The organism is Nocardioides sp. OK12 (assembly GCF_024341885.1).
GTDB lineage: Bacteria > Actinomycetota > Actinomycetes > Propionibacteriales > Nocardioidaceae > Nocardioides > Nocardioides marinisabuli.
The window spans coordinates 216,052-240,422 of record NZ_BNET01000004.1; the positions used below are offsets into that span (position 1 = coordinate 216,052).

Here is a 24,371-nt window from a genome sequence, read left to right on the forward strand (position 1 = left end):
CGGGGTCGACGCGCCGTCAGGCGTCGTAGTCGACCCGCAGCTCCTCGCTGACCGGGTGGGCCTGGCAGGTGAGCACGTAGCCCGCCGCACGCTCGGCGTCGTCGAGCACGTGGTCCTGGTCCATCACCGCACGGCCCAGCAGGACCTTGGCCCGGCAGGTGCCGCAGGCGCCGCCGGCGCAGGAGTAGGGCGCGTCGACACCCTGCTGCAGCGCGGCGTCGAGGACCGTGTCGCCGGTCGAGCGCAGCGCGAAGGTCGTCTCCCGGCCGCCGACGCCCACCGTCACCCGGCTCTCGATGTCGAGCCCGACGTCGCCGGCGGCGGTCCCGGTGTGGAACACCTCCGAGAGCACGTGCCCGCCACGTGGGGCGAGGGCGCCGCGCAGCTCCTCGACCAGCGGCTCGGGCCCGCACAGGAACCACGTGTCGACCGGGCCCGGGACGAGCCGCTCGACGAGGTCGGGGGTGACCCGGCCGGTCAGGGGCGCACCGGGCTCGCGCGACAGCACGTGGTGCACGACCAGGCGGCCCCCGGACCGCTCGACCAGGACGTCGAGCTCGCTGCGGAGCATCGTCGAGGCACCGGTGCGGTTGCCGTAGACCAGCGTCACCGTGCTGGCGGGCTCGGCCTCCAGGGTGGCGGCCAGGATCGAGAGCACCGGCGTGATGCCGGAGCCGGCGGCGACGGCGGCGTACGCGCGGGCGGCCGACGGGTCGGGGTCGTGGCCGAAGCGCCCGGCGGGCGTCATCACGTCGAGGATGTCGTCGGCCGCCAGCGACTCGTGCACGTACGCCGAGAACACGCCGCCCTCGATCCGCTTCACCGCCACCCGCAGGGTGCCCTCCGAAGCCGGGGGGAGCAGGGAGTAGGAGCGACGCACGTCGCGGCCCTCGACCATCGCCCGCAGCGTGACGTGCTGGCCGGGCCGGTGCTCGTAGGCCCGGGCCAGGTCGGGCGGGACCGTGAGGGTGACCGCAACGCTGTCGTCGGTGAGCGGCGCCACCGACGCGACGCGCAGCGGGTGGAACGTGGGGCGGCTGCTCGAGGTGGCGTCGCGGCCGGCGGTGAGCTCGCTGGTCAGGCGGCGCCAGGTGCGGTACTCGGCGGGGGTGAGGGAGCGGCCGAAGACCGTCGAGATGGCCGCGTTGCGGTCGAGGTAGGCCTCCTCGTTGCGGCGCCAGGCCCGCACGTAGCGGTAGAACGGGACGCTGGGGTGCAGGTGGTGGACCAGGTGGTAGTTCTGGTACACGAACAGCGGGGTCATCCACCGCTCGCCGCCCACCCGGATCCGGGTCGCGCGGTACCTGTCCTGGCGGCCGGTGAAGGGCAGCCCGTGGTGCGGCAGGTAGTCGAACCACCAGGCCAGCACCACCAGCCCAAGCCGCTGGGGGACCAGGAAGGCCACCGCCAGGGCGGCGCCGTGGCCGGCCGCCACCAGCGCCGCGAACCCGGCCAGCGAGACGACGGCCAGCGCAGCGGTCGCGGCCACCTCGCCCCGCGGGCGCTGCCGGGCCCGGCGCGCGTAGAACACGACGTACCAGAGGTCGAGGGTCGCCCACCGGAACGGCAGCTGCCACCACGGGCCCTCGCTGGTCCACGCGTCGGGGTCGATCGACTTCTGCTCGTTGGTGTTGCGGTGGTGCTCGATGTGGATGAAGCGGAACATTCCGTAGCCGCCGTACGGCGCGACGAGCGGCACCGAGAGGTGGCCCATCAGGTCGTTGAGGCGGGTGCTGGTGCTCACCGCGTGGTGGGTGGCCTCGTGCAGCACGCTGAACATGAGGAACGTGACCGCGGTGCCCATCGGCACCGTCAGCCAGGGGGACCACCCGGCCACCAGCGCGCCGTACAGCTCGAGCGCGAAGAGCGCCAGGGTGCCGGCGTACAGGCCCAGGGTCGGCCAGGCCACGGGAGGGACGCGCTCGCCGGGGTCCGGGAGACCCAGCACCGCCTGCGGGGCCGCTGCCGAAGGGGCGGGAGTGGAGCTGGTCTGCGACATCGGGGGTCCTGTCCATGGGGAGCGTCGCGCCTCATGGTTTACACATCACTTCATTTTGTCAAGAGATGTTCCACCGCAGCCCCGTCGCCTGCTCGGACACCTCCCACAGCCGCTCCATGGTCGACTTCTCGTAGGCGTGGGGCTCCAGCGTCCCCTTCCCGACCGGGCCGATCCACTCGTTCCTCCCCGTGGGGCCGTGGAGCGCGCGTGGAGCCAGACCGGCCTCGGTCGCGCACATGACCTCGGGGTAGGCCCCCTTCTCGGCCGACTGGACCATCGGTGACATCGACATCAGGCGGAACATCACCCGCGTGGCGAGGTTGCCGCTGGTCGAGATCAGGGACGTCCGCGACGAGCCGGGGTGGCAGACGTAGACCCCGACCTCGGTCCTGCCCGCCGCTGCGAGGCGGTCCTGCAGCTCGTAGGCGAACATCATCTGCGCCAGCTTGGACTGGCTGTAGGTCTTGTTCTGGTGGTAGTTCGCATCCCAGTTCATGTCGTCGAACTGGATGGTCCTGATGCCCATCTTGTAGCCCAGGCTCGCCACCACCACGAGGCGGCCCTTGGACTCCTCGATCCGCTCGAAGAGCAGTCCGGCGAGCAGGAAGTGGCCGTAGTGGTTCGTGCCCAGCATGCTCTCGAAGCCGTCCGCGGTGATGCGCTGCTCGGGCACCTGCGCGATGGCCGCGTTGCAGATCAGTGCGTTGATGCGCGGCACGGTCCTCAGCACCTCCGCGGCGGCCTCGCGCACCGAGTCCAGCGCCGACAGGTCCGCGTGCACGAAGGACACCTCGGCGTCGGCGCCGAGCTCCTCCTTCAGCTTCGCGATCGCGGCAGTCGACTTCTCGACGCTGCGGTTCAGCATCACGACCTCAGCACCCTTGCTGAGCAGGATCCGCGCTGCCTGGAACCCGGTGCCGGCGTTGGCGCCGGTGATGAGGTAGGTCCTGCCGTGCTGGGGGCCCAGGCGCTCGGGGGTCCAGCCCTGCGGTCCGAAGGTCGTGTCTGCCATGGGGTGCTCCTGTGCTCGTCGCTGTGCGGGGTGCGTCGGGTCGATCCCGGCGTACCTGAACGCTAACTCTCAAGTCGCGTGCTGAACTAGGCGAAATAGGCGCGATTACTTGCCTGATCGTCTCGATGTCGGCGCACCTGTCCACTGGGCGGTGCTACGTTGTCGCCATGGGCCAGCAGCAGATCCGGCAGATCATCGACGACCTCCTCACCCAGGACGGTCTCGTCGAGACAGGTGTCGGGGGAGTGCAGCTGTTCCGGGTGACCGAACCCGTCCGCTGTGCACCGGCGGTCTACGAACCCACCCTGGTCGCGATCGTGAGCGGGGCGAAGGAGGCGATCCTGGACGGCACGTCGCACGTCTACGACCGCAGTCGCTACCTGGTGTGCTCGATGTCGATGCCGGTCGAGGCAGGCACGCCGATGGCCTCCCCGGACAACCCGCTCCTGGGCCTCCAGATCTCCCTCGACACCAAGGTGATGACCGAGCTGGTCATCGAGACCGAGAGTGCCGTCGGCGCGATCCGCACACCCAAGGCCGGCCCGCTCCCCCCGGGGATCGCGCTGGCCCGGTGGGACGACGCGTTCACCGATGCGGTGCTGCGCCTGGTGCAGCTGGTCGACAGCCCGACGGACACCTCGGTCCTGGGCGAGGGGCGCCTTCGCGAGGTCTACTACGCCCTGCTGAAGGGCGGAGCCGGGGACTCCGCGCGCCGCGCCTTCGGCGTGGGCAACGAGATCGCCCGAGCCATCGAGTTCCTCTCCGACCACCTCGAGCAGCCGGTCACCATCGACGACATGGCCACCCAGGCGGGGATGAGCCGAGCGGTCTTCCACCGCAAGTTCAAGCAGGCCACCACCATGTCGCCGATCCAGTTCGTGAAGTCCATGCGGCTCAACAGCGCTGCCATGGACATCGCCGGCGGGATGAGCGTCAACGAGGCCGCCCTGGGTGTGGGCTACGTGAGCACCTCCCAGTTCAGCCGGGAGTTCAAACGCGCGTACGGCCAGTCCCCCCGGCAGTGGAGCAACGCCCGGCACCTCGTCGGTGCCTCCTGACCGACGGTGTGCACAGGCCTCGATCGAGGCCGAGCTCGGGGCATGAACATCATCAGTGTCGGTGGCGGGTGCTTGAGTGGGTGCATGCTCGGGAAGCCGGTGGTGGGGGAGATGTCGGAGGATGCTGTCCTCGACACTGCTGCCGCGCTCGCGCGCACTGCGCAGCAGGCGGAGGTGCAGATGCTGGTGGTGGCGTATCGGTGGGCGGTGCTCAACGACCCGGACCACACGCTGGACCCTGCTGAGGTGTCGAAGCCGGGGCGGGAGCAGGCCAGGCAGTACGGCGGTGCGGGCACGCGGCCGGTCAGTGAGTTCGCGGCGTCGCTGCTGGGGGCGCGGATCGGGCGCAGCACCTACGCAGCGGCAGCGTTGATCGCTGATGCGCAGGACCTGCAGGACCGTCACCCGGTGTTGTGGGGGCGGGTGCTGGCTGGTGAGGTCCGTGCCTCGTATGCCCGGTTCGTGGTGACGAAGACCCGCGAGCTCGACGCACTGGAGGCCGGGTGGGTGGATGCGGAGGTCGCGGAGTCGGCGGACGGGCGGATTACCTGGACCCGGTTCGAGGCGTTGGTGGTCGGGAAGGTTGCTGCTGCGGCCCCGGAGTTGGCGCGGGAGAAGGAGGAACGGGCCCGGCGGGCGACGTTCGCGAAGAAGATCGGCACCCCTGAGCACGGGATGGCCTCGTTCCTGATCCGCGCACCCATTCCCGTGATCGAGCAGCTCGACACCGCCATCAGCGCCGTCGCGGAGCGGCTGCGTGAACAGCTGCCTGATGACCCGCACGCCGCCGAGGTCCTGCGCCAGCCGGTGGGCGAGGAGCAGCCCGACCCGACCCCCACGGCCGTGAGCGCTGATGAGCGGCGGGTGCTGGCCGTCTTGATGCTCGCCAACCCCGAGACCCGCCCCGACGACCTGGACCTGACCGGGCTCGCGCCCAGGGCAGAGATCGTGGTCCACCTCGACGGCCGTTCCATCGGCGATGCTGGCGAACCGCTGCCGCCGATCGGGCGCGTGGAGGGCCATGGCCCGGTGACCCGGGAGTGGGTCCGCGACGTCCTGGGACCGCACGCGCGGTTCACGATCCGCCCGGTGTTGGACCCGTTGGGTCAGGTGCCGGTCGATGCCTACGAGATCCCGGCGCGACATAGGCGGGCCGTGCGGGTGATCTCGCCGGCCGACGTGTTCCCCTTCTCCTCCTGCACCAGCGACAGCATGCAGGTCGACCACACCGACCCCTGGGCACCCGGGGACGCCGGGGGTGCGAGCGAGGTCGGGAACTACGGGCCAATGACCACCGCCCACCACCGCGTCAAGACCCACGGACACATGCGGGTCAAGCAGCCCTACCCCGGCGTGTTCGTGTGGCTCGACCCCTACGGCGCGCTCTACCTCGTCGACCACACCGGCACCCGCCGCATCGACCACGCCGCCTAGCTGCAGCGCAGGTGGTGGAGCCTGGCCACGGGCCGTCCTACACCGAACGCGGTAGCGGCGGAGTCCGGGGCCGGACGGTGCAGACCTTGGCCGTAAACTCTGCTCGTGAACGACGTGCACGTCATCGCCTACTTCGCCGATGACCCGACCCGGACCTACCAGCTCGTGCAGTGGCTCGACGTGCTGGCGCTGCTGGACCAGCAGCACCCGGTCGCCGTCGTGGTGCGCGACTCCGGCTCGGCCGACCTGCTGCGCCGGCGCACCGGCCTGCCGGTGCTGCTCGCCGTGGAGTTCCCCGAGCTGACCGCGCTGTACGAGGAGCTCGACGCGAAGGTGGTGCTCTACTGCAACAACTCGATGCTCAACTTCCAGTCGCTGCTCGACGGTCGCCGCCTGCACGTGCACATCAACCACGGGGAGAGCGACAAGCAGTCGATGGCCAGCAACAACGCCAAGGCCTACGACCGGGTCTTCGTGGCCGGTGAGGCGGCGGTGCAGCGCCACGTGAGCGGCCTGCTCGAGCTGGACACCCGCAAGCTGGTGCGCACCGGGCGGCCCCAGCTCGACCTGCGCCCGGCTCCGCTGCTGGCGCCGAGCACCCGGCGCACGGTGCTCTACGCCCCCACCTGGGAGGGCGACGCCGACTACAACGACTACACCTCCCTCGACGTGCTGGGCACGCGCATCGTCGAGCAGGTCCTCGGCGTCCCCGACGTGCGGCTGGTCTACAAGCCGCACCCCAAGATCGTCACCAGCACGACCCCGGCGGTGCGCGAGGCGCACCTGGAGGTGCTGCGACTGGTGGCCGAGGCCGGCGAGCGCGACCCGGAGGCCGGGCACGCCCAGGTCCTGCGCGGCGACATCCTGGCCGTCATCCCCGACTGCGACGCGATGGTCACCGACGTCTCCTCCGTGGGCCTCGACTGGCTCTACCTGCGCACCGAGCGGCCGATCTTCCTCACCGACCCGCACAGCGACGGTGAGCGGCTGCGGCGCGAGGTGCCGGTGAGCCGGTGCGCCGACGTCGTCGACGACGTGACGGTCGACGGGCTCGGCGCCCTGCTCACCACCCGTCTCGAGCGCGACGAGCACCACCTGGCGCGGATGGCGATGCGTCACCACTACTTCGACGACCTCCAGGTCGGCGAGAGCACGCGGCGCTTCCTGGAGTCGGTCTCCGCGCTGGTCGCGCGGCGCGACCTGCTGGTGGGTGAGGTGTCCGCTGCCGGTGCGGGCGTCGTCGCCGAGACGATCGCGTGAGCCGTCCGCTGCGCGTGCTGCTGCTGGCGAGCCACGAGGTCCCCGAGGAGCGGCTGCGCGAGATCTGGCGGCTGCGGCTCGAGATGCTCACGCTCACCCGCCCCGAGGCGCAGGACTGGGAGGAGTTCCGGCGTGCCGTGGTCGGGCCCGACCGCTACGTCTTCGTCTTCGTCGACCCCCAGGACGTGGCGCAGGGCTTCTTCACCATCGCGATGCTCCCCGTCGAGGTCGGTCGGCGTCGGATGCTCCTGATGTTCTCGAAGTTCTTCTACTTCCGTCGCGCGTACCGCGGTCACCCCAAGACGATCCTGGCGCCGTGGCGGCTGCTGCCGATCGCCTGGCGCGGCCACGGTCTGCGCAGCCTGCACTTCGTCACCACCGCCTTCCCGCAGAGCTACGTCTCGCTGACCCGGACCTCCGGACGCACCTGGTCGTTGCGCGACGACCAGGCACCGACGTGGGCAAGGGCGGCGCTGACCCAGTTCGCGCAGACCTTCTACCCCGGCTCCTTCGACAGCGAGGAGGGCGTGGTGCGCGGCGCCAACGTGGCCGACGGCGAGTCGATGCCGCACTCGGCCGAGGCGCGCCGGCTCGCCCAGCGCTACGAGGAGCTCAACCCGACCTGGCGCGAGGGCACCACCCTCCCGATCCTCTTCTCCGTCGACGCGCGCCTGGTGCGGACCAACGCCGCGCGCGTGGCACGGCGAGCCCTGCGACGCGGCTGACGCGCGCCTGCCGGCGCACTACCGTCGGGGGATGGACCTCGCTCGCAGCCGCACCACGGCCCGCCGGCTCCGGGCGGCGTACGTCGTCGTGGCCGCGGCCGACACCCTGCTCGCCGGGACCGAGGGCGAGCGGGCGCACCGGGCGCGCCTGCTCAGCAAGCCGCTGCTGATGCCGCTGCTGGCCGCGTCGCTGGCCACCGACCCGCGAGCGGCCACGTCGCCGCTGCGCACCACGACCCTCGTCGCCGAGGCGGGCGGCTGGGGCGGCGACGTGCTGCTGCTGGGGGAGGGTCCCGGGCGGTTCATGGCCGGGGCCGGCTCGTTCGCGGTGGGCCACGCGGCGTACATCAGTGGCTTCCGAGGTCGGAGCCGGGCAGGGCGCGGTGCCGCCCCCGCGGCGCTCGCGGCGCTGTGGGTGGTGACGACCCCACCCCTGGCACTCGCCGCGGCGCGGCAGGACCGGCGGCTGGGCGTGAGCGTGGCGGCCTACTCGGCGGTGCTCTCCTCGATGGTCGCCGCCGCGACGCGGGTGGACGGCTCCCTCGGCCCCGGGGCGCGGCGCAGCACCGTCGCGGGCGCCGGTCTCTTCCTGCTCTCCGACGCGATCATCGGCCTGCGCGAGCTCCTCCTGGAGGAGTCGCCGCGACGCCTCGAGTCGGCGGTGATGCTCACCTACGCGGCGGCGCAGCTGCTGCTCGCCGACGGCGCCGCCCGGGCCGGGGCCCCGGCGCCGGCCCGAGCGGTCAGCCGAACGCCCGGGTGACGTGCCCGACGAGGTCGGGGTAGCGCTGCAGGTGGGCGCCACCGTTGAGGTCGAGCACCTCGCCGGTCAGCCAGCGGGCCGTGGCCAGGTAGACCACGGCCTCGGCGACCTCCTCGGGCGTGCCGGCGCGACCCAGCGGGGTGTTCTCGACGTAGTCGTCGCGCACCCCCGCGATGTCCATCGCGGGCGCGGTGAGGGGGGTGACGACCAGGCCGGGTGAGACGGCGTTGACCCGGATGCCGCTGGGGCCGAGCTCCAGCGCGGCGACCTGGGTGAGCATCGCGAGGCCGGCCTTCGCCGAGCAGTACGCCGCCATGCCGGTGCCCGGCTGGCGGGCGTTGAGCGAGGCGATCGAGACCACCGCGCCCCCGCGCCCGGCCGCCGTCATCACCCGCGCCGCGTGCTTGAGCACCAGCAGCCCACCGGTGAGGTTGACGTCGAGCACCCGGCGGAACTCCGCCGCGTCGTGGTCGACGACCCGCATCAGGGTGCTGACACCGGCGGAGTTGACCACCACGTCCAGCCCGCCGTGTTCGGCGACGACGGCGTCGACCGCTGCCGCGACGGCGTCCTCGTCGGTGACGTCGACGTCGAGGTCGGCACCCGTGCCGGCCAGGTCGCCGGTGACGACGTGGTGACCGGCCGCGCCCAGTGCGGCGGCGGACGCGGCACCGAGGCCCGAGGCGCCGCCGACGACCAGGGCGACCGGAGCCGCGCCGGGCGTGCTCATGCGGCTGCTCCCGCGCGACCGGAGCGCCGGGCCTGGAGGCGGCGCTGCTTGGCGACGAAGCGGGTGGCCGCGCGGCCGGTGAACCCGGGGGCCAGCCGCCCGATGCGCCAGGCCACGCGCGCCTGGCGCGGGGTCACCAGCATCGCGCGGTCGGCGGCGACCGCGTCGAGCGCCTGGGCCGCCAGCACGTCGGCGTCGAGCGGGCGGCGCACGCCCTGCCCCTTCAGGTAGTAGTCGCGGCCGTGGAAGCGCCCGAGGTGGCCCTTGTCCAGGATCGGGGTCTCGACCGCGGCCGGGCACAGCACGGTCACGCCCACGCCCCTGGCGGCCGCCTCGGTGCGCAGGGCCAGCGACAGCCCGACGACCGCGTGCTTGGTGGCGACGTAGCTGGTGATCAGGCCGGCCGCCATCAGCCCGCCCATCGAGGCGGTGTTGACGATGTGGCCGCCCGAGCGGGTGCCGCCGGCGCCCTGGCGGACCATGTGCGGGTACGCCGCCGCGACGCCGTGCACGACCCCGCGCAGGTTGACGTCGATGATGGCGTCCCAGTGGGCCAGGCTCAGGTCCTCGGTCTCGCCGCCGAAGGTGATGCCGGCGTTGTTGAAGAGCAGGTCGATGCTGCCGCCGCGCTCGACCACGTCGTCGACGGCGGCCTGCACCGCCGCGGCGTCGGTGACGTCGAGTGCCAGCGCCCGCGCGGTCCCGGGGCGGGTGGCGGCCAGCGCCACGCGCTCGGCGGCGTCCCCGTCGAGGTCGGCGGCGACGACGTCAGCGCCTGCGGCGACCAGGGCCCGCACCAGCGCGGCCCCGATGCCCGAGCCACCCCCGGTCACCAGGGCTCGTCGACCGGCGAACGGATGGACCGGAGTGCGGGTGTCGTGCGTCACACCCGCCACCTTGTTGACACGCGTCAAGTTTGTCAACGGTCCAGACCGGTGCCGATGCCGGTGCGGGTGGCGGTCAGCCCAGGCGCAGCAGCTGCACGACCCGACGGGCGGCCTCGCCGCCCTCGCTCTCGGCCACGTCGAGGGCGGTGGTCACGTCGAGCCCGTCGAGCAGGGGAGCGGTGGCCGCCGCGACCGCGGCGGCGGTGGCACCCCCGCGCCCGGCGGCGGCGTACAGGCGCTCCAGGCGTCCCTCGGCCGCGTGCAGGTCGTCGACCTCGAAGCTCCAGGGCTCGCGGTGGTCGCGGTCGACGATGAGGGTGCGCAGGGCCGCGGGGGTGCAGGTGTGCAGCACGTCGTCGACGAGCACCAGGTTGCCGGTCGACTTGGCCATCTTCTCCCCGGCCAGGCGCACCTCGCCGACGTGCACCGCGGCCCGGGCGAAGGGGGTGACGCCGCTGAGGGCCTCCACCATCGCGCCCTGGTAGGCGTGGTGGGGGAAGAGCAGGTCGTCGCCGCCGACGAGCACGTCGACCGAGGAGCCCTGGACGCCCAGCGCCATCGCCGCGCACTCGGCATGCCAACCCGGTCGCCCCCAGCCCCAGGGGCTGGGCCAGGCCGGGTGCTCGGGCCCCGACGGTCGCCACACGGCGACGTCGAACGGGTCGTCCTTGCCGGGGTGGTCGGGCTCGTCGCCGAACGCGGCCGACAGCTCGCGGGCCCTGGCGGGGTCGACGCCCGCCCGCCCGGGCAGGCCGGCCCCGCGGAACCACACGGTCCCGTCGCGCTCGTAGGCCGCGCCGGCGTCGAGCAGGCCCTGGGCGAGCTGCTGCACCGCACCCACGTGGTGGCGCGCCCGCGGCTGGGCCGCCGGTGTGGCCACACGCAGCGCGCGCATGCTCTGCTCGAAGACCGCCTCCTGGGACAGCGCGAACTCGTCGTAGTGGCGGCCCCGCTCGCGGGCTGCGGTGGTCAGCACGTCGTCGACGTCGGTGATGTTGCGGCAGCAGTGCACGTCGACGCCGGTCGAGGCCAGCACGGCGGTGAGCACGTCGGCCCACACGAAGGTGGCGGCGTGCCCGAGGTGGGTGACGTCGTACGGGGTGATGCCACAGGTGTAGACCCGGGCGGTCCCGACCACCGGCAGGGAGCGCCCGTCGAGGCGCAGCGAGACCGGGGTCGCCGGGGCCCGCCCGGTGCGCAGGGTCGGGTCGGCGGTGCCGGAGCTCATCCTCGTCGGGGCCATGCCCCATCCTCGCACCCGGGGCGGTCGAGGGACTGGTGACACGTGCGGGTCGGGACCTAGGGCCCTGACGGCGGCGGACGACGGCGACCACGGTGGTGGGATGACCACGACCCGACCCGACGCGGTCGACGCGCCCGGCCACGCCGAGGAGCTCGACGAGATCATGGACCTGAGCGAGTCGCTGCGTGAGGAGGGCGACGAGCTCGACGACCTGCCCCGTGCGGACGGGCTGCCGGCCTGGCGGCAGGGCTACCCGTACGACGCCAAGCTGGGCCGCCGTGACTACGAGCGCACCAAGCGCCTGCTGCAGATCGAGCTGCTGAAGCTCCAGGCGCACGTGAAGGACGCGGGGCTGCGGGTGGCGGTGCTCTTCGAGGGCCGCGACGCGGCCGGGAAGGGTGGCGCGATCAAGCGGTTCAGCGAGCACCTGAACCCCCGCGGTGCCCGGGTGGTGGCCCTGGGCGTGCCCACCGAGCGCGAGCGCAGCGAGTGGTACTTCCAGCGCTACGTCCCCCACCTGCCCAGCGGCGGCGAGATCGTGCTGTTCGACCGGTCCTGGTACAACCGGGCCGGCGTCGAGCGGGTGATGGGCTACTGCACGCCCACGCAGTACCTCAACTTCATGCGTGAGACGCCCGAGCTCGAGCGGATGCTGGTGCGCTCGGGGATGCACCTGGTCAAGCTGTGGTTCTCGGTGTCGAAGGAGGAGCAGCTGGCCCGCTTCGAGGCCCGGGGGCAGGACCCGGTCAAGCAGTGGAAGCTCTCGCCGACCGACCTCGCCAGCCTCGACAAGTGGGACGCCTACACCAGCGCCAAGCAGACGATGTTCTTCCACACCCACACCGGGGACGCGCCGTGGACGGTCATCAAGTCCAACGACAAGAAGCGGGCCCGGCTCGAGGCGATGCGGGTGCTGCTCTCGCAGCTGGACTACCCCTCGAAGGACCACGAGCTCGTGGGGGAGCCCGACCCGCTGCTCGTCGGGCAGCCCAAGCGCGTCACGGGCGCCGACGAGAGCCCCGCGCGGCACTTCCCCGACCCGGTCCGGCCCTGGTCCTGACCGGGTCCTGACCGGGTCCTGACCGGGTCCTGGCCGGGGCCTGGCCGGGGCCCGACCGCCTCGCTGCTCAGCGCTCGGCAGGCAGGTCGACCCGGAACCGGGCGCCGCGGCCGGGGGCGGTGTCGACGCTGATGCTGCCGCCGTGCGCCTGGACCAGCGAGCTGGCGATGGCCAGGCCCAGCCCGCTGCCGCCGTCGTTGCGGTTGCGGGACTCGTCGGCGCGGTAGAAGCGCTCGAAGACGCGGGCGGCGTGGTCGGGGTCCATGCCGGGCCCCTCGTCGGCGACCTCGACCCGCACCCGCGGCTCCCCACCGGTGTCATGACGGGTGCCGACCGAGACCGTGACCCGGGCGTCGGCGGGGGTGTGGCGCAGCGCGTTGCCGATGAGGTTGTCGAGGACCTGCCGCAGCCGCGGGCCGTCGCCGAGCACGACCGGCAGCCCCTCCAGCGCGCCGACCTCGAGCGCCAGCGGCCGCTGCGGCGCCACCGCCCGGGCGCTCTCGACCGCCTCGGTGGTCAGCGCCAGCAGGTCGACGGGCTCGCGGGCCAGCGGGCGCTGCTGGTCGAGGCGCGCCAGCAGCAGGAGGTCCTCGACGAGCAGGCCCATCCGGGCCGCCTCGCCCTCGATGCGCCCGACCAGGCGACGTACGCCGTCGTCGTCGCTGACCGCGCCCTGGCGGTAGAGCTCGGCGAAGCCCCGGATGGTCGTCAGCGGGGTCCGCAGCTCGTGGCTGGCGTCGGCCACGAAGCGCCGCATCCGCTCCTCGGAGCCGCGGGCGGCCCGCTCGCCGGCCTCGCGCTCGGCGAAGGCCGACTCGATCTGCGCCAGCATCACGTTGAGGGCCGCGGCGAGCTGGCCCACCTCGGAGCGCGGGTCGGCGTGCGGCACCCGCTCACCCAGGTCGCCGGCGGCGATCCTGGCCGCGGTGCGCTCGACGTCCTGCAGCGGCTTGAGGCTGCCGCGGACCAGCAGGTAGCCCACGGCGCCGAGCACCGCGACCGTCACGCCGCCGATGACCAGGAGCAGCAGCACCAACCGGTCGAGGATGCCCTGCACGTCCTCGAGGCTCTGGGCGACCATCAGGGTGCCCTGCGTGCCGTCGGAGAGGGTGACGTCGACCGCCCGCACCCGCCACTGGCCGTCGCCGCTGACCGCGGCGACGGTGAAGCTCGTCCCGTCCGGCCCGGCCTCGGGGTCGTCGGGCAGGTCGGGGAGCGGCTCGTCGTCGAGCAGGTTGCTCGTGGGCCCGACCACGGTGGCGCCGGACCCGTCGACCACCTGCACCACGAAGGCGCTGGGCAGCGGTCCACGACCCCCGGGGCCCGGGCGGCGCTCCAGCGTCTCGTCGGCACCGCCGGAGCCGGCCACCACCGGGGCGGCGCCGCGCAGCTGGTCGTCGACCCGCTCCAGCAGGTAGCCGCGCAGCGTCGCGTGGGTGGCGAACCCCGAGCCCACCAGGGCGAGCGTCACCAGCAGCAGCAGGGTCGCCACCAGCGCCCGGCGCAGCGGTACCCGGCGGGCCAGGGCGCGCACCTCAGGAACCGCTCGGCACGCGCAGCACGTAGCCGACGCCGCGCACGGTGTGCAGCAGCCGCGGCTCGGAGGTGTCGACCTTGCGACGCAGGTAGGACACGTAGGACTCCACGACGTTGGCGTCGCCGCCGAAGTCGTACTGCCAGACCCGGTCGAGGATCTGGGCCTTGCTCAGCACCCGGCCCGGGTTCTGCAGGAAGTAGCGCAGCAGCTTGAACTCGGTGGGGGACAGGGCGACCTCATGGCCGTCCTTCCACACCTGGTGGGAGTCCTCGTCGAGCTCGATGTCCTCGAAGCGGAACCGCGTCGACGGCGCGGTCGCGGCCCCCTGCGTCGTACGCCGCAGCACGGCGCGGATGCGGGCCACGACCTCCTCGAGGCTGAAGGGCTTGGTCACGTAGTCGTCACCGCCCAGGGTCAGCCCCTGGACCTTCGACTCGGCGCCGTCGCGGGCGGTGAGGAAGAGCACCGGGTAGGTGCGGCCCTCGGAGCGCAGCCGGCGCACGACCTCGAAGCCGTCCATCTCGGGCATCATCACGTCGAGCACGACCAGGTCGGGACGCCACTCGCGCGCCACCTCCAGCGCGGCCCGGCCGTCGGGTGCGGTGCGCACCTCGAAGCCGGAGAAGCGCAGGCTCGCGGCCAGCAGCTCCACGATGTTGGGCTCGTCGTCGACGACCAGGAGCCGGGCCTCGGGCGGGGTGGTGTGCGTCTGGTTCACGTGCTCATCCTGGCGCGCCCGCCCGGCCGGCGCCTGTGGGCCACCTGGGAGGTTCCTGTGAACCTCGGCCCCGTTGCTTGCCAGGGACCTCCCAGGACCGGTGCGGGTGGGTTCCAGGCTCGCTGGCCAGTCTCGTCGTACCGCACCTCCTCGTCCCCGGAAAGGACACCGACATGACGGACGCCCAGGACCCGAGCGGGCCCACCACCGAGCAGCCCACCGAGCAGCCCGACCAGCAGGACGCCCTGCGGCCGACGAGCCAGACCCGTGGCGGGCCACGCTGGCGCGTCGCCGCGCTGGTCGCGGCCGGTGTGGTCGCCGGCGGCTCGCTGGTGGGCGTCGTCGGGGCGGTCCAGGGCTCGGACGACACCGCCGCCGCCGTGGTCGCCGAGCAGACCGCGGTCGGTGCCACCCAGCCCGCCCAGCCCGCCCAGCCCACCCAGCCCGACGTGGCCGCCGGTCCCGGCGGCGGTCGAGGCGGCCCCGGTGGGGTCCCCGGCGGTCCCGGCGGCGGGGCCGTGTCCGGGGAGCGGGTCGAGGGCACGATCGGGTCGCTGTCCTCCTCGAGCATCGAGGTGGAGACCGCCGACGGCAGCCAGACCTACCTCACCACCGACCAGACCGTGGTGGTCCGGGGCGGCGAGGCCGCGACGACGGACGACCTCGTCGAGGGCGAGCAGGTCCTCCTGCTCGCCTCGGCCGCCAGCGGGGACGGTGACCTCGTCGCCGTGCAGATCATGGCCGCCGCCACCGAGCCGGGCACCGCGACGTGAGCGGCACGACCTGACGTCCTGAGGTTGGGGACCAACGGCACTGGAGGGCGTCCCCGCGCCCGGCTGGACTGGGGTCATGGGTGCGGGGACGGTCGACGAGGCGCGCACGGTCCACGACCTCCCCGCCGAGGAGGCGTGGCTGCTGCTGGGCAGCGACCCGCGCCTGGGCCTGCGCGGCGACGAGGCCCGCGACCGGCTGGCACGCCACGGCCCCAACCGCCTGCCGCAGGCCGTGTCGGCCGGGCCCGTGCGACGGCTGCTGCGCCAGCTCCACCACCCGCTTGTCTACGTGCTGGTCGTCTCGGGGTTCGTCACCCTGGCGCTGCGCGAGCTGGTCGACTCGGCGGTGATCTTCGGGGTGGTGGTGCTCAACGCCGTCATCGGCTTCGTGCAGGAGTCGAAGGCCGACGCGGCGCTCGAGGCGCTGCGCTCGATGGTGCACACCCGGGCCCGGGTGGTCCGCGACGGGCTGCGCCACGAGGTGGCCTCCGAGGAGCTCGTGCCCGGCGACCTGGTGCTGCTCGAGGCCGGCGACAAGGTGCCGGCCGACCTGCGGCTGGTCGACAGCAGCGAGCTGCGCCTCGACGAGTCGGCGCTCACCGGGGAGTCGCTGCCGGTGCCCAAGCGTCCCGGCGTGGTCGAGCGGCGCACGCCGGTGGCCGACCGGAACAACATGGCCTGGTCGGGCACCCTGGTGGTCGCCGGCACCGGCAGCGGGGTGGTCGTGGCCACCGGGGCCGGCACCGAGGTCGGCGAGATCCACCGCCTGGTCGGCGGCGCCGAGGTCCTGGCCACCCCGCTGAGCCGCAAGCTCGCGGTCTTCAGCGCGTGGCTGACCGGGGTCGTGCTGGCCCTGGCGGTGCTGACCTTCGCGGTCGGCGTGGCACGCGGTGAGGCGGGCGCGGAGATGTTCACCGCGGCCGTGGCCCTCGCGGTGGGTGCGATCCCCGAGGGGCTGCCCGCCGCGGTGACCATCACTCTGGCCATCGGGGTCTCGCGGATGGCACGCCGCGGCGCCGTCGTACGACGCCTGCCGGCGGTCGAGACCCTGGGCGGGGCCACCGTCATCTGCTCGGACAAGACCGGCACCCTGACCCAGAACCGGATGAGCGTGCGGCTGCTGTGGTCGCCCTCCAGCGAGGTCGAGGTGGGCGACCGGCCCGGACCGGGCACCCTGGCCGCGGTGCGCGACGACCAGGCGCTGTGGTGGTGCCTGCTGGCCGGCGCCAACTGCAACGACGCCGCCCTGACCGAGGCGGGCGAGGGGGTCGGCGACCCGACCGAGACCGCGATGCTCCTCGTGGCCCGTCACCTCGGGGCCGCCCCGCACGCGCTGCCGCGGCTGGACAGCGTGCCGTTCAGCTCGGAGCGGCAGTACATGGCCACCCGGCACGCCGACGGTGGCCGCCCCGGCGGTGACGTGGTGCTGGTCAAGGGTGGGGTCGAGCGGGTGCTCGCGCTGTGCTCGCAGCAGCTGGGCCCCGACGGCACCCCGGCGCCGTTGGCCGCCGAGCCGGTGCTCGCCGCGGCCCACGCCCTCGCCGCGCAGGGCATGCGGGTGCTGGCCACCGCGCTGCTCGACGACGCCGGCCCCGACGCCCTGGCGGACGTGGTGGCGGGCCGGCGCCCGCTCGTCCTCACCGGGCTGCAGGCCATGCTCGACCCGCCCCGGGACACCGCCGCGGCGGCGGTGCGCAGCTGCCGCGAGGCCGGCATCGAGGTCAAGATGATCACCGGCGACCACGCCGGCACCGCGGTCTCCATCGCACGGCAGGTCGGCCTCCTTGACGGCGACGGCGACGGGCACGCCGTGCTGAGCGGGGCGGAGGTCGAGGCGCTGGACGACGAGCTCGTCGGGGAGGCGGTGGAGCGGGCGTCGGTCTTCGCGCGGGTGAGCCCGGGCCAGAAGCTGCGCATCGTCGAGGCGCTGCAGGCCCGCCGGCACGTGGTCGCGATGACCGGCGACGGCGTCAACGACGCCCCGGCCCTCAAGCGGGCCGACGTGGGGGTCGCGATGGGCCGCAGCGGCACCGAGGTGGCCAAGGACGCGGGCGACGTGGTGCTCACCGACGACGACTTCGCGACCATCGAGGCCGCGGTCGAGGAGGGGCGCGGGGTCTTCGACAACATCACCAAGTTCATCGTCTGGACGCTGCCCACCAACATGGGGGAGGGCCTGGTGATCCTGGTGGCGATCCTGCTCGGGACCAGCCTGCCGATCCTGCCGACGCAGATCCTGTGGATCAACATGACCACCGCGGTGGCGCTCGGGCTGATGCTGGCCTTCGAGCCGAAGGAGGACGGCATCATGACCCGTCCGCCCCGCGACCCGCGCCGCTCGCTGCTCAGCGCCCCGGTGGTGCTGCGCACGCTGCTGGTCTCGGCGCTGCTGGTGGTCGGCTCGCGGTGGGTCTTCGACCACGAGCTGGCCCAGGGCGCGTCGCTGGAGGTCAGCCGCACCGCGGCGATCAACGTCTTCGTCACCGTGGAGGCCTTCTACCTCTTCAGCTGCCGCTCCCTGGTGCGCCCGCTGTGGCGCAGCGGCCTGCTCGGCAACCGGTGGCTGCTGGTCGGGGTCGCGGTGCAGGTCGTGCTGCAGGCCGCCCTGACCTACCTCCCGGCCATGAACGCCCTCTTCCACACCGCCCCCATCGACGCGGGGGTGTGGATGCGGATCGTGCTGGTCGCGGTCGCCGCCACCGTCGTCGTCGAGCTCGACAAGCTGAGGTGGCGGCGCTCCGCGGCCTCCGCCCGGCCCTGAGTGCCTAGAACGTGTTCTGATCGGGGCCGCGGGAGTTTCATCGGGTGCCCGATGGAACTCGCGCCTCCTGCACGAAGCATCAGTATGGCGGCGCCAGTTCCGTCGGGTGCCCGATGAAACTTCGGGGGCCGGGGCGCAGCCTCAGGGGGGGGGGGCGGAGGCCGGTGGTCGGGGCGGGTGGGCGCTGCCTAGGATGACGCGGAGCGGGGGGCCGTCGGGGCCCCGTGCCGAGGCGGCAGGGAGGTCGGCGACACGTGAGCAGCGCCCGCCACCGCGCGCCACGGCGTACGCCGCCACGGTCGCGCCGCCGCCGCGTCGTGGTCGGGCTGGGGGCCGCAGGCGCACTCGTGCTCGGCGCGGTCGCGATGCTCGGCCCGGTCGGTGCCGAGACCTCGGTCGCCGAGGAGACCCCCGCTCCCACCTCGGTCGAGCCCACGCGCCCCGCCGCGGACGCCCGGGCGGCAGGGGCCGGGGTGGGCGACCCGTTGCGCGGGCGCGACCCGCTGCCGGCACCCGAGCCCGAGCCCGAGCCGGTGCCCCACGCCGGCCCCGGCACCTTCGACGTCGCCCCGGTCGAGCAGGCCCCGCCGGCGGGCACGCGCACGACGTACACGGTCGAGGTCGAGCGGGGGCTGGCCGCCGCGGGCATCGACGCCGCGCAGGTCGCCGAGACGGTGCACGCCATCCTGCGCGACCCGCGCAGCTGGGTGCGCGGCGAGCCGGGCGTGCTGGAGCCCACCGCCACCGACCCCGACCTGCGCATCCTGGTGGCCACCCCCGCCACCACCGACCGGCTGTGCGCCCCGCTCAACACCCGCGGCGAGCTGTCCTGCCGCAACGGGGGAGTCGTCGCCCTCAACGCCGTGCGCTGGGTGGAGGGCGCGCTGGCGTACGACGGCGGTCTGCGCGGCTACCGCCGCTACGTGGTCAACCACGAGGTCGGGCACGCGCTCGGCAACGGTCACGCCTCCTGCCCGGGCGCCGGGCTGCCGGCGCCGGTGATGCTGCAGCAGACGGTGCGCCTCGACGGGTGTGTCCCCAACGCGTGGCCCTACCCCTGAGGCCGTGACGTTGTAGGGTCGCGGCACGTCGCCGGTCCCCGGCGGCGTCCGGACGAGACGCGCCGTACCCGGACCGACGACGACGCACGCGACAGCGGGCGTGGCCGGCTGTCGCGACTCACCAGGAGGCGAGATGTCCCAGCAGCAGCGACAGCTCATCGAGGGCCGGCCGGTCCTCGTCGTCATCGACATCCAGGGCGGCGGTGCCGCCGAGGGCGAGGAGTCGGCGATCCCGTTCATGCCCGGCTACGCCGAGGCGATGGACCGGGTGCCGGCGCTGGTCGCCCGCGCCCGCGAGTGCGGGGTCCCGGTGGTGTTCTTCCAGGAGGCCCACCGCCGCGACCTGGTCGACTTCGGCCGGGAGCTCGACGGGGCCGAGGGGGTCCACCTGCTGGAGGGCGACCCGGGCACCGAGATCGCCGCCGCGCTCGGGGTGCGCCCCGACGACTACGTGATCCGCAAGCGCCGCTACTCGTGCTTCTTCGGCACCGAGCTGGAGATCCTGCTCAAGGGGCTGCGCGCCGAGACGCTGCTGCTGGTCGGGGGCCACACCGACGTGTGCGTGCACTACACGTTCGTCGACGCCCACCAGCACGACTACTTCTGCCGCGTGGTCGAGGACTGCGTGGCCGGCTCGGGCCTCGAGGCGCACGAGGCGGCGCTGCGCGCGATGGAGTACCTGCAGACCGGGGCGCGGCGTTCGTCCGAGGAGGTCATGACTGCCTTCGCGGACCTCGCCCGGTGAGCCCGGCGGCCCGGCTCAGTAGGAGGCGACGGTGCTGAAGCTGCTCCCGCCGTCGTCGCTGCGCAGCAGCTCGGCGTGCGTCGAGACGTAGATCGCACCGGACGCCGTGGTGGTCAGCGCCTGCACGGCACCCTCCAGCCCAGCCCGGGCCGACCAGCCGCCCGTGGCGTCGTCGGTGGTGTGCACCTGCCCCGAGGGTGAGACGCCGACGAGACCGCCGTCCTGCGTCCAGTCCACCAGCACCAGGACCGGGGCGTCCCGCAGCAGGTCGAAGTTCTCACCCCCGTCGGTGCTCAGCAGCGGTCCGGCCTCGCTGGTGGCCACCAGCGCCTCGGTGGTCGGGTCGACAGCCACGTCGGCGACGGGCTCGGGCAGCGAGCTCTCGGTCCAGGTCAGCCCCCCGTCCGCGCTGCGCAGCAGGCGCACGGCGCCGTCGACCCCGTAGAGCGAGCCGTCGGCCGCGTCGAGGGCGTGGAAGTCTGCCTCGCCGGCCAGCGAGACCCCCTGCCAGGTCTCGCCCGCATCGGCGGACGTGATCAGCCCGACCGCCGCCGGCCCTTCCTCGCCGGGACCCGGGTGGCCACTGGCGAAGAAGTCGCCGTCGGGACCGACGGTGAAGCCCATGAGGTCGGTCCTCGAGTGGCCGACGGGGGACGGGGTGCGGTCCCCGTCGCCCAGCGCGAAGAGGCCGTCGTGGGTGGCCACCAGGAGCCGGCCCGTGCCGGGCTCCTCCGCCAGGCCGTGCACGTGGTCCGGGGCGAACTCCGCAGCGCGCCCGCCCTCCTGGTCGCTGCCGCACGCGGCGAGCAACGGGACGAGGACGAGCGTGGCGGCGGTGAGCAGGGGCCGGCGCACGAGGCGCCGGTGGGCCAGCGAGGTGGGCATCGGTCGGCCTTCCTGGTGGAGACTGCGAAGAAGGATCGTAGCCACCAGGCGGTGGCCCACGGGGTCGCACGAGAGTCACGCCGCGCTTCGTCGAGCAGCTGACGGCCGACGACCTGGCGGCCCTGCGCGAGGTCGTGGCACGTGCCGACCCCGACCCCGACGAGCTCTACCAAGGTCGGTCAAGAAAGACCGACCTAGAGTGGTGGGATGTCGTTCGTCTCGGTCATCGCGGGCGCGGCCCTGGTGCTGCTTGCGCTGCGTGACGTCTTCCACACCCTCTTCCACCCCGGTGACCACGGCGCGTTCAGCGCCAAGATCTGCGCCGGGCTCTGGGCCGTGGGCTCGCGGGCCGGCCGGCGGGCAAGGCTCCTCGCCGGACCGTCGGCCGTGGCCGCGACCATCGTGGTCTGGGTGGCCATGCTCGTGGTCGGGTTCGCCCTGGTGTACCTGCCCTGGCTGCCGGACGGCGCGACGTACGGCCACGGCGTGCCGAGCACCGGCGGCGTCGAGGACGCGCTCTACCTGTCCTCGGTCGCGCTCGCGACGCTGGGGCTCGGCGACATCGTGCTCACCCAGCCCTGGGTGCGTCTGCTGACCCCTCTCCAAGGGCTCCTCGGCTTCGGTGTCCTGACCGCCGCCATCGGCTGGGTCAGCCAGATCTACCCGGCGCTGGCCAGGCGTCGCTCCCTCGCGCTCGAGGTGGACTCGGCGCTCCGGGTGGCCGACCCCGCCGAGGTCACCGACGAGCAGCTGCGCGACTGGAGCGCCAGCCTCAGCGGGGTGACGGTCGACCTGGTGCAGAACTCCGAGACGTTCTACTTCCTCGAGAGCGACCCGAGACTGGGGCTCGGCAGGCTCGTGGCCGGGCTGGACTCCGTCGTCTCGGCGCTGGGCGACCCGGGTGGCGACGCGCGCCGGAGCGTCGCCTCGCGGACGCTGGACGAGGCGCTCGACCAGCTGGCCTCCGTGCTCGCAGCCCAGTTCGGCCTGCCCCGGGACCGTCGGGGTGTCCTGGCCGCGCTCGAGGTGGAGCCTGGGCACGACCACCACTGATCGCGTTGTCCGCGGTACGGTGGCCTCGCTGCCCCGTCGCGGTGAACGGGCTCCCTGCCCGTGCTGCGGCTTCCTCGAGCAAGCCCGGCGCGCCTGCCGGCAGGAACCGGTCCCCTTGGCCACGCCCGCCCAGTTGCCCGCTGTCCGTCCCGCTCTGTCCGACGTGGTGCGCCGCGTGGCCCAGAGCCTGCTCGTCGCGGTCGTCGTGCCCGCCGTGCTGTTCTACGGCGTCTTCGCCCTCGCCGGCGTGTGGACCGCCATCGGTGCCGCGCTCGCCTGGTCGTACGGCGCCATCGGGTGGCGGGTGGTGACCCGGCGCCGCGCCTCGGGGCTGCTGTGGCTGACCGCGATCCTGCTCACGGGGCGCACGGCGCTCTCGCTGGTCGCCGACAGCGCGTGGCTCTACTTCCTGCAGCCGGTGATCAGCGACGGGGTCGTGGCGCTGCTCTTCGCGCTCTCCCTGGCCAGCGCCCGCCCGATGGTGGCGCGGCTGGCCGGCGACTTCTACCCGATGGACCACGAGCTGGCGATGCGCCCGCGGGTGCGCCGGTTGTTCTGGCACCTGACCGCGCTGTGGGCCGGGCTGGGGCTGGCCAAGGCGAGCGCGACGCTGTGGCTGCTGCAGTCGCAGTCCCTGGAGACGTTCGTGCTCGTCAAGAGCATCCTGATGCTGGTCGTCAACGTGCTGGCCGCCGTGCTGACCGTGGCGCTGGCGGCGTACGTCGCGCGCCAGGAGGGGCTGTTCGCCCACTGCGGCGAGACCCTCGAGGCTGCGCCGGAGCCTGCAGCGGAGACCGTCCCGGCCTCCTAGGAGCACCCGCTCCGTCGTGCCTCCCCGGATCGGGGTCCCGGGCTCGGCACAATCGGCGCATGCCCCCCGAGCCCACCCACCGACGTTCCCTCGTGAAGGCGGCCGTCGTCGGCGGCGTCGCCGTCGGCGCGGTCGGGGTCGCCGTGCGCCTCGACCCCTCTTCCCAGCCCGACGATCCCCGCGAGCAGCCCGGCGGAGCCCTCGACCTCTCGGCCGACAGCGGGTCGGACGTCAAGGCGCTCGAGGTGCGCCTCGACGACTCGCTGCTCACCCGCTCCGCCCAGGCGCGCTGGACGACCCGGGCGCTGCCCACCTCGGTGCACTCGATGGTGGCCGCGACCTGGCGCGGCGAGAGCACCGCGGAGGTGTCGGTGCGCTCCAAGGTCGCCGGCAGCTGGGGCCAGTGGCAGGTGCTGCCGGCCCTCGACGACCACCCCGACCCCGACGACGCCGAGGAGACCGCCGTGCGCGGCACGCACCTGCGCTGGGTGGGGGCCGCGGAGGGCGTGCAGGTGCAGGTCGGCGGCACCCGGCCCCGGGACCTGACGCTGGTGCTGTTGCACCCCCAGCCGCGCGCCGCCGACGCCGACGAGGTCCCCACCTCGCTGGTGGCCGGGCGCAGCACCGCCGCCCGCGAGGGCGACCCCGTGCCCAAGCCGACGATCCGCAGCCGCAAGAGCTGGGGCGCCACCGAGTCGTGGCGCAACGGCTCCCCGCGCTACAACTCCACGATCGAGCAGCTGCACGTGCACCACACCGCGAGCGGCAACGACTACTCGCGCACCGACGTGCCCGCGCTGATCCGCGGCTTCTACCGCTACCACACCCAGAACCTGGGCTGGAGCGACATCGCCTACAACTTCCTGGTCGACAAGTACGGCCGGCTCTGGGAGGGCCGTGCCGGGGGCGTGGCCAAGCCGGTGCGCGGCGCCCACACGCTCGGCTTCAACGCCACCTCGACCGGGGTCGCGGCGATCGGCAACTACGAGGTCACCGGCCCGTCGAAGGCGATGCTGGGCGCGCTGGCAGACCTGGCCGCCTGGAAGCTCGACCAGTACGCCCGTCGCCCGCGCGGCAAGATCAAGGTCCGCTCCGAGGGCAGCGACCGGTACCGCGCCGGCACCGTGGCGACGCTGCGGATCATCGACGGGCACCGCGACACCAACGACACCGCCTGCCCCGGCAAGCTGCTCTACGCGCGCCTGCCCGACGTGCGCTCCGACGCGCACCGCATCGTCGAGAGGTACCGCAACGCCGACAAGAAGGTGCGCGCCACCCGCCGGCCGTCGGTGAGCGGGCGCACCCGCCCGGGCAAGCGGCTCGAGGTGGACCCCGGCGCCTACGACCCCTCGGGGGCCAAGGTCAGCGTGCAGTGGCGCCGCGCCGGCAAGGCGATCAGCGGCGCGACCGGGCTGCGCTACCGCTGCACCGAGGACGACCTGGGCAGCGAGATCAGCGCCCTGGTGCGCGCGACCAGTCCGGGGGCCGAGGCGGCGCAGGACGTCGTCAACGCCGGCCGGGTCACCATCCCGGTCAAGGTCGTGGTCTCGGCACGCTCGCGCCGCGGCAAGGTGGTCGTCAAGGCCGACCTGGTGCCGGCGCAGGGCGTCGACGTCGTGCCCACCGGTCGGGTGACGGTGACGGTCAGCGGACGCTCCGACCAGGTCGCGCTGCGCGACGGCAGGCTGCGGGCCACCTTCGGCGCCCGCAAGCCGATCAAGGCGGGCGACCGCCTGGTGACAGTCACCTACGCCGGCGACCGGGCCTGCAACCCCGCGCGCGGGGAGGTCCGGGTGCAGGTCGACGACGCCTGAGGGGGACTCGGGCGTCGAGCGGTTGGGACTGATTCCTAGGCT

The 24,371-nt window shown here is 73.7% G+C and carries 21 protein-coding genes and 1 riboswitch; of the genes, 13 read left to right on the plus strand and 8 right to left on the minus strand.

Annotated elements, in window-relative coordinates:
• Positions 1 to 16: 16 nt before the first annotated feature.
• Both OCU29_RS11495 and OCU29_RS11500 read right to left on the minus strand, forming a co-directional pair.
• Positions 17 to 1,999, minus strand: coding sequence for a fatty acid desaturase (locus OCU29_RS11495; RefSeq protein ID WP_261820034.1), 1,983 nt, complete (start codon positions 1,997 to 1,999; stop codon positions 17 to 19).
• 58 nt (positions 2,000 to 2,057) lie between these two features.
• Positions 2,058 to 3,011, minus strand: a complete 954-nt coding sequence (locus OCU29_RS11500) for an SDR family oxidoreductase (RefSeq protein WP_261820035.1) — start codon at positions 3,009 to 3,011, stop codon at positions 2,058 to 2,060.
• Positions 3,012 to 3,178: 167 nt separating this feature from the next.
• On the opposite strand from OCU29_RS11500, the gene OCU29_RS11505 reads away from it, so the two are divergent.
• The 5 genes from OCU29_RS11505 (at position 3,179) to OCU29_RS11525 (ending at position 8,251) form a co-directional block, all read left to right on the plus strand.
• Entirely contained in the window at positions 3,179 to 4,069 is an 891-nt protein-coding gene (locus OCU29_RS11505) for an AraC family transcriptional regulator (protein ID WP_261820036.1), read from the plus strand.
• Positions 4,070 to 4,153: 84 nt separating this feature from the next.
• Positions 4,154 to 5,503 (plus strand): hypothetical protein, encoded by a 1,350-nt coding sequence (locus tag OCU29_RS11510; protein WP_261820037.1) that lies wholly within the window; start codon positions 4,154 to 4,156, stop codon positions 5,501 to 5,503.
• Positions 5,504 to 5,608: 105 nt separating this feature from the next.
• Complete coding sequence (locus OCU29_RS11515) at positions 5,609 to 6,763, plus strand: CDP-glycerol glycerophosphotransferase family protein (RefSeq protein ID WP_261820038.1); 1,155 nt, start codon at positions 5,609 to 5,611, stop codon at positions 6,761 to 6,763.
• On the plus strand, positions 6,760 to 7,488 hold the full coding sequence (locus OCU29_RS11520; RefSeq protein WP_261820039.1) for a hypothetical protein: 729 nt from the start codon (positions 6,760 to 6,762) through the stop codon (positions 7,486 to 7,488). Before OCU29_RS11515 ends, OCU29_RS11520 begins: the two co-directional genes overlap by 4 nt.
• A gap of 31 nt (positions 7,489 to 7,519) precedes the next feature.
• Complete coding sequence (locus OCU29_RS11525; protein ID WP_261820040.1) at positions 7,520 to 8,251, plus strand: lysoplasmalogenase; 732 nt, start codon at positions 7,520 to 7,522, stop codon at positions 8,249 to 8,251.
• Here the strand turns inward: OCU29_RS11525 and OCU29_RS11530 are convergent.
• The 3 genes from OCU29_RS11530 to OCU29_RS11540 form a co-directional block, all read right to left on the minus strand.
• Entirely contained in the window at positions 8,232 to 8,981 is a 750-nt protein-coding gene (locus OCU29_RS11530) for an SDR family NAD(P)-dependent oxidoreductase (protein WP_261820041.1), read from the minus strand. The two genes, OCU29_RS11525 and OCU29_RS11530, sit on opposite strands and share 20 nt — an antisense overlap.
• A complete protein-coding gene (locus OCU29_RS11535) occupies positions 8,978 to 9,868 on the minus strand; it encodes an SDR family oxidoreductase (protein ID WP_261820042.1) in 891 nt (296 codons plus the stop codon). The genes OCU29_RS11530 and OCU29_RS11535 overlap by 4 nt, the downstream gene beginning before the upstream one ends.
• A gap of 73 nt (positions 9,869 to 9,941) precedes the next feature.
• Positions 9,942 to 11,111, minus strand: a complete 1,170-nt coding sequence (locus OCU29_RS11540) for a cysteine--tRNA ligase (RefSeq protein ID WP_261820043.1) — start codon at positions 11,109 to 11,111, stop codon at positions 9,942 to 9,944.
• Between the two features lie 100 nt (positions 11,112 to 11,211).
• On the opposite strand from OCU29_RS11540, the gene ppk2 reads away from it, so the two are divergent.
• Positions 11,212 to 12,171, plus strand: coding sequence for a polyphosphate kinase 2 (gene ppk2, locus OCU29_RS11545; protein ID WP_261820044.1), 960 nt, complete (start codon positions 11,212 to 11,214; stop codon positions 12,169 to 12,171).
• Positions 12,172 to 12,238: 67 nt separating this feature from the next.
• On the opposite strand, the gene OCU29_RS11550 is transcribed toward ppk2, so the two are convergent.
• Entirely contained in the window at positions 12,239 to 13,705 is a 1,467-nt protein-coding gene (locus tag OCU29_RS11550) for a cell wall metabolism sensor histidine kinase WalK (RefSeq protein ID WP_261820045.1), read from the minus strand.
• A gap of 1 nt (position 13,706) precedes the next feature.
• Positions 13,707 to 14,426: a response regulator transcription factor gene (locus OCU29_RS11555; protein WP_261820046.1), complete on the minus strand. Its 720-nt coding sequence runs from the start codon at positions 14,424 to 14,426 to the stop codon at positions 13,707 to 13,709.
• A 173-nt stretch (positions 14,427 to 14,599) separates the two neighbouring features.
• On the opposite strand from OCU29_RS11555, the gene OCU29_RS11560 reads away from it, so the two are divergent.
• From OCU29_RS11560 to OCU29_RS11575, 4 genes are all read left to right on the plus strand, one after another.
• A complete protein-coding gene (locus tag OCU29_RS11560; protein WP_261820047.1) occupies positions 14,600 to 15,199 on the plus strand; it encodes a hypothetical protein in 600 nt (199 codons plus the stop codon).
• Between the two features lie 76 nt (positions 15,200 to 15,275).
• Positions 15,276 to 17,960, plus strand: coding sequence for an HAD-IC family P-type ATPase (locus tag OCU29_RS11565; protein ID WP_261820048.1), 2,685 nt, complete (start codon positions 15,276 to 15,278; stop codon positions 17,958 to 17,960).
• Positions 17,961 to 18,214: 254 nt separating this feature from the next.
• Complete coding sequence (locus tag OCU29_RS11570; protein ID WP_261820049.1) at positions 18,215 to 19,021, plus strand: DUF3152 domain-containing protein; 807 nt, start codon at positions 18,215 to 18,217, stop codon at positions 19,019 to 19,021.
• A gap of 24 nt (positions 19,022 to 19,045) precedes the next feature.
• A riboswitch (guanidine-III (ykkC-III) riboswitch) is annotated at positions 19,046 to 19,110 on the plus strand.
• Positions 19,111 to 19,154: 44 nt separating this feature from the next.
• Positions 19,155 to 19,766 (plus strand): cysteine hydrolase family protein, encoded by a 612-nt coding sequence (locus tag OCU29_RS11575; protein ID WP_261820050.1) that lies wholly within the window; start codon positions 19,155 to 19,157, stop codon positions 19,764 to 19,766.
• Between the two features lie 15 nt (positions 19,767 to 19,781).
• On the opposite strand, the gene OCU29_RS11580 is transcribed toward OCU29_RS11575, so the two are convergent.
• Complete coding sequence (locus OCU29_RS11580) at positions 19,782 to 20,651, minus strand: F510_1955 family glycosylhydrolase (RefSeq protein ID WP_261820051.1); 870 nt, start codon at positions 20,649 to 20,651, stop codon at positions 19,782 to 19,784.
• 207 nt (positions 20,652 to 20,858) lie between these two features.
• On the opposite strand from OCU29_RS11580, the gene OCU29_RS11585 reads away from it, so the two are divergent.
• From OCU29_RS11585 to OCU29_RS11595, 3 genes are all read left to right on the plus strand, one after another.
• On the plus strand, positions 20,859 to 21,704 hold the full coding sequence (locus OCU29_RS11585) for a potassium channel family protein (RefSeq protein ID WP_261820052.1): 846 nt from the start codon (positions 20,859 to 20,861) through the stop codon (positions 21,702 to 21,704).
• Between the two features lie 175 nt (positions 21,705 to 21,879).
• Positions 21,880 to 22,515: a VC0807 family protein gene (locus OCU29_RS11590; protein WP_261820053.1), complete on the plus strand. Its 636-nt coding sequence runs from the start codon at positions 21,880 to 21,882 to the stop codon at positions 22,513 to 22,515.
• A gap of 59 nt (positions 22,516 to 22,574) precedes the next feature.
• Positions 22,575 to 24,329, plus strand: coding sequence for a peptidoglycan recognition protein (locus OCU29_RS11595; RefSeq protein WP_261820054.1), 1,755 nt, complete (start codon positions 22,575 to 22,577; stop codon positions 24,327 to 24,329).
• Positions 24,330 to 24,371: the final 42 nt, after the last annotated feature.

Bases quoted from the DNA above. Each gene is read 5' to 3' on its own strand.
- OCU29_RS11495 (WP_261820034.1), bottom strand. From the start codon at position 1,999: ATGTCGCAGACCAGCTCCACTCCCGCCCCTTCGGCAGCGGCCCCGCAG.
- OCU29_RS11500 (WP_261820035.1), bottom strand. From the start codon at position 3,011: ATGGCAGACACGACCTTCGGACCGCAGGGCTGGACCCCCGAGCGCCTG.
- OCU29_RS11505 (WP_261820036.1), top strand. From the start codon at position 3,179: ATGGGCCAGCAGCAGATCCGGCAGATCATCGACGACCTCCTCACCCAG.
- OCU29_RS11510 (WP_261820037.1), top strand. From the start codon at position 4,154: ATGCTCGGGAAGCCGGTGGTGGGGGAGATGTCGGAGGATGCTGTCCTC.
- OCU29_RS11525 (WP_261820040.1), top strand. From the start codon at position 7,520: ATGGACCTCGCTCGCAGCCGCACCACGGCCCGCCGGCTCCGGGCGGCG.
- OCU29_RS11530 (WP_261820041.1), bottom strand. From the start codon at position 8,981: ATGAGCACGCCCGGCGCGGCTCCGGTCGCCCTGGTCGTCGGCGGCGCC.
- OCU29_RS11540 (WP_261820043.1), bottom strand. From the start codon at position 11,111: ATGGCCCCGACGAGGATGAGCTCCGGCACCGCCGACCCGACCCTGCGC.
- ppk2 (WP_261820044.1), top strand. From the start codon at position 11,212: ATGACCACGACCCGACCCGACGCGGTCGACGCGCCCGGCCACGCCGAG.
- OCU29_RS11560 (WP_261820047.1), top strand. From the start codon at position 14,600: ATGACGGACGCCCAGGACCCGAGCGGGCCCACCACCGAGCAGCCCACC.
- OCU29_RS11565 (WP_261820048.1), top strand. From the start codon at position 15,276: ATGGGTGCGGGGACGGTCGACGAGGCGCGCACGGTCCACGACCTCCCC.
- OCU29_RS11575 (WP_261820050.1), top strand. From the start codon at position 19,155: ATGTCCCAGCAGCAGCGACAGCTCATCGAGGGCCGGCCGGTCCTCGTC.
- OCU29_RS11580 (WP_261820051.1), bottom strand. From the start codon at position 20,651: ATGCCCACCTCGCTGGCCCACCGGCGCCTCGTGCGCCGGCCCCTGCTC.
- OCU29_RS11585 (WP_261820052.1), top strand. From the start codon at position 20,859: ATGTCGTTCGTCTCGGTCATCGCGGGCGCGGCCCTGGTGCTGCTTGCG.
- OCU29_RS11595 (WP_261820054.1), top strand. From the start codon at position 22,575: ATGCCCCCCGAGCCCACCCACCGACGTTCCCTCGTGAAGGCGGCCGTC.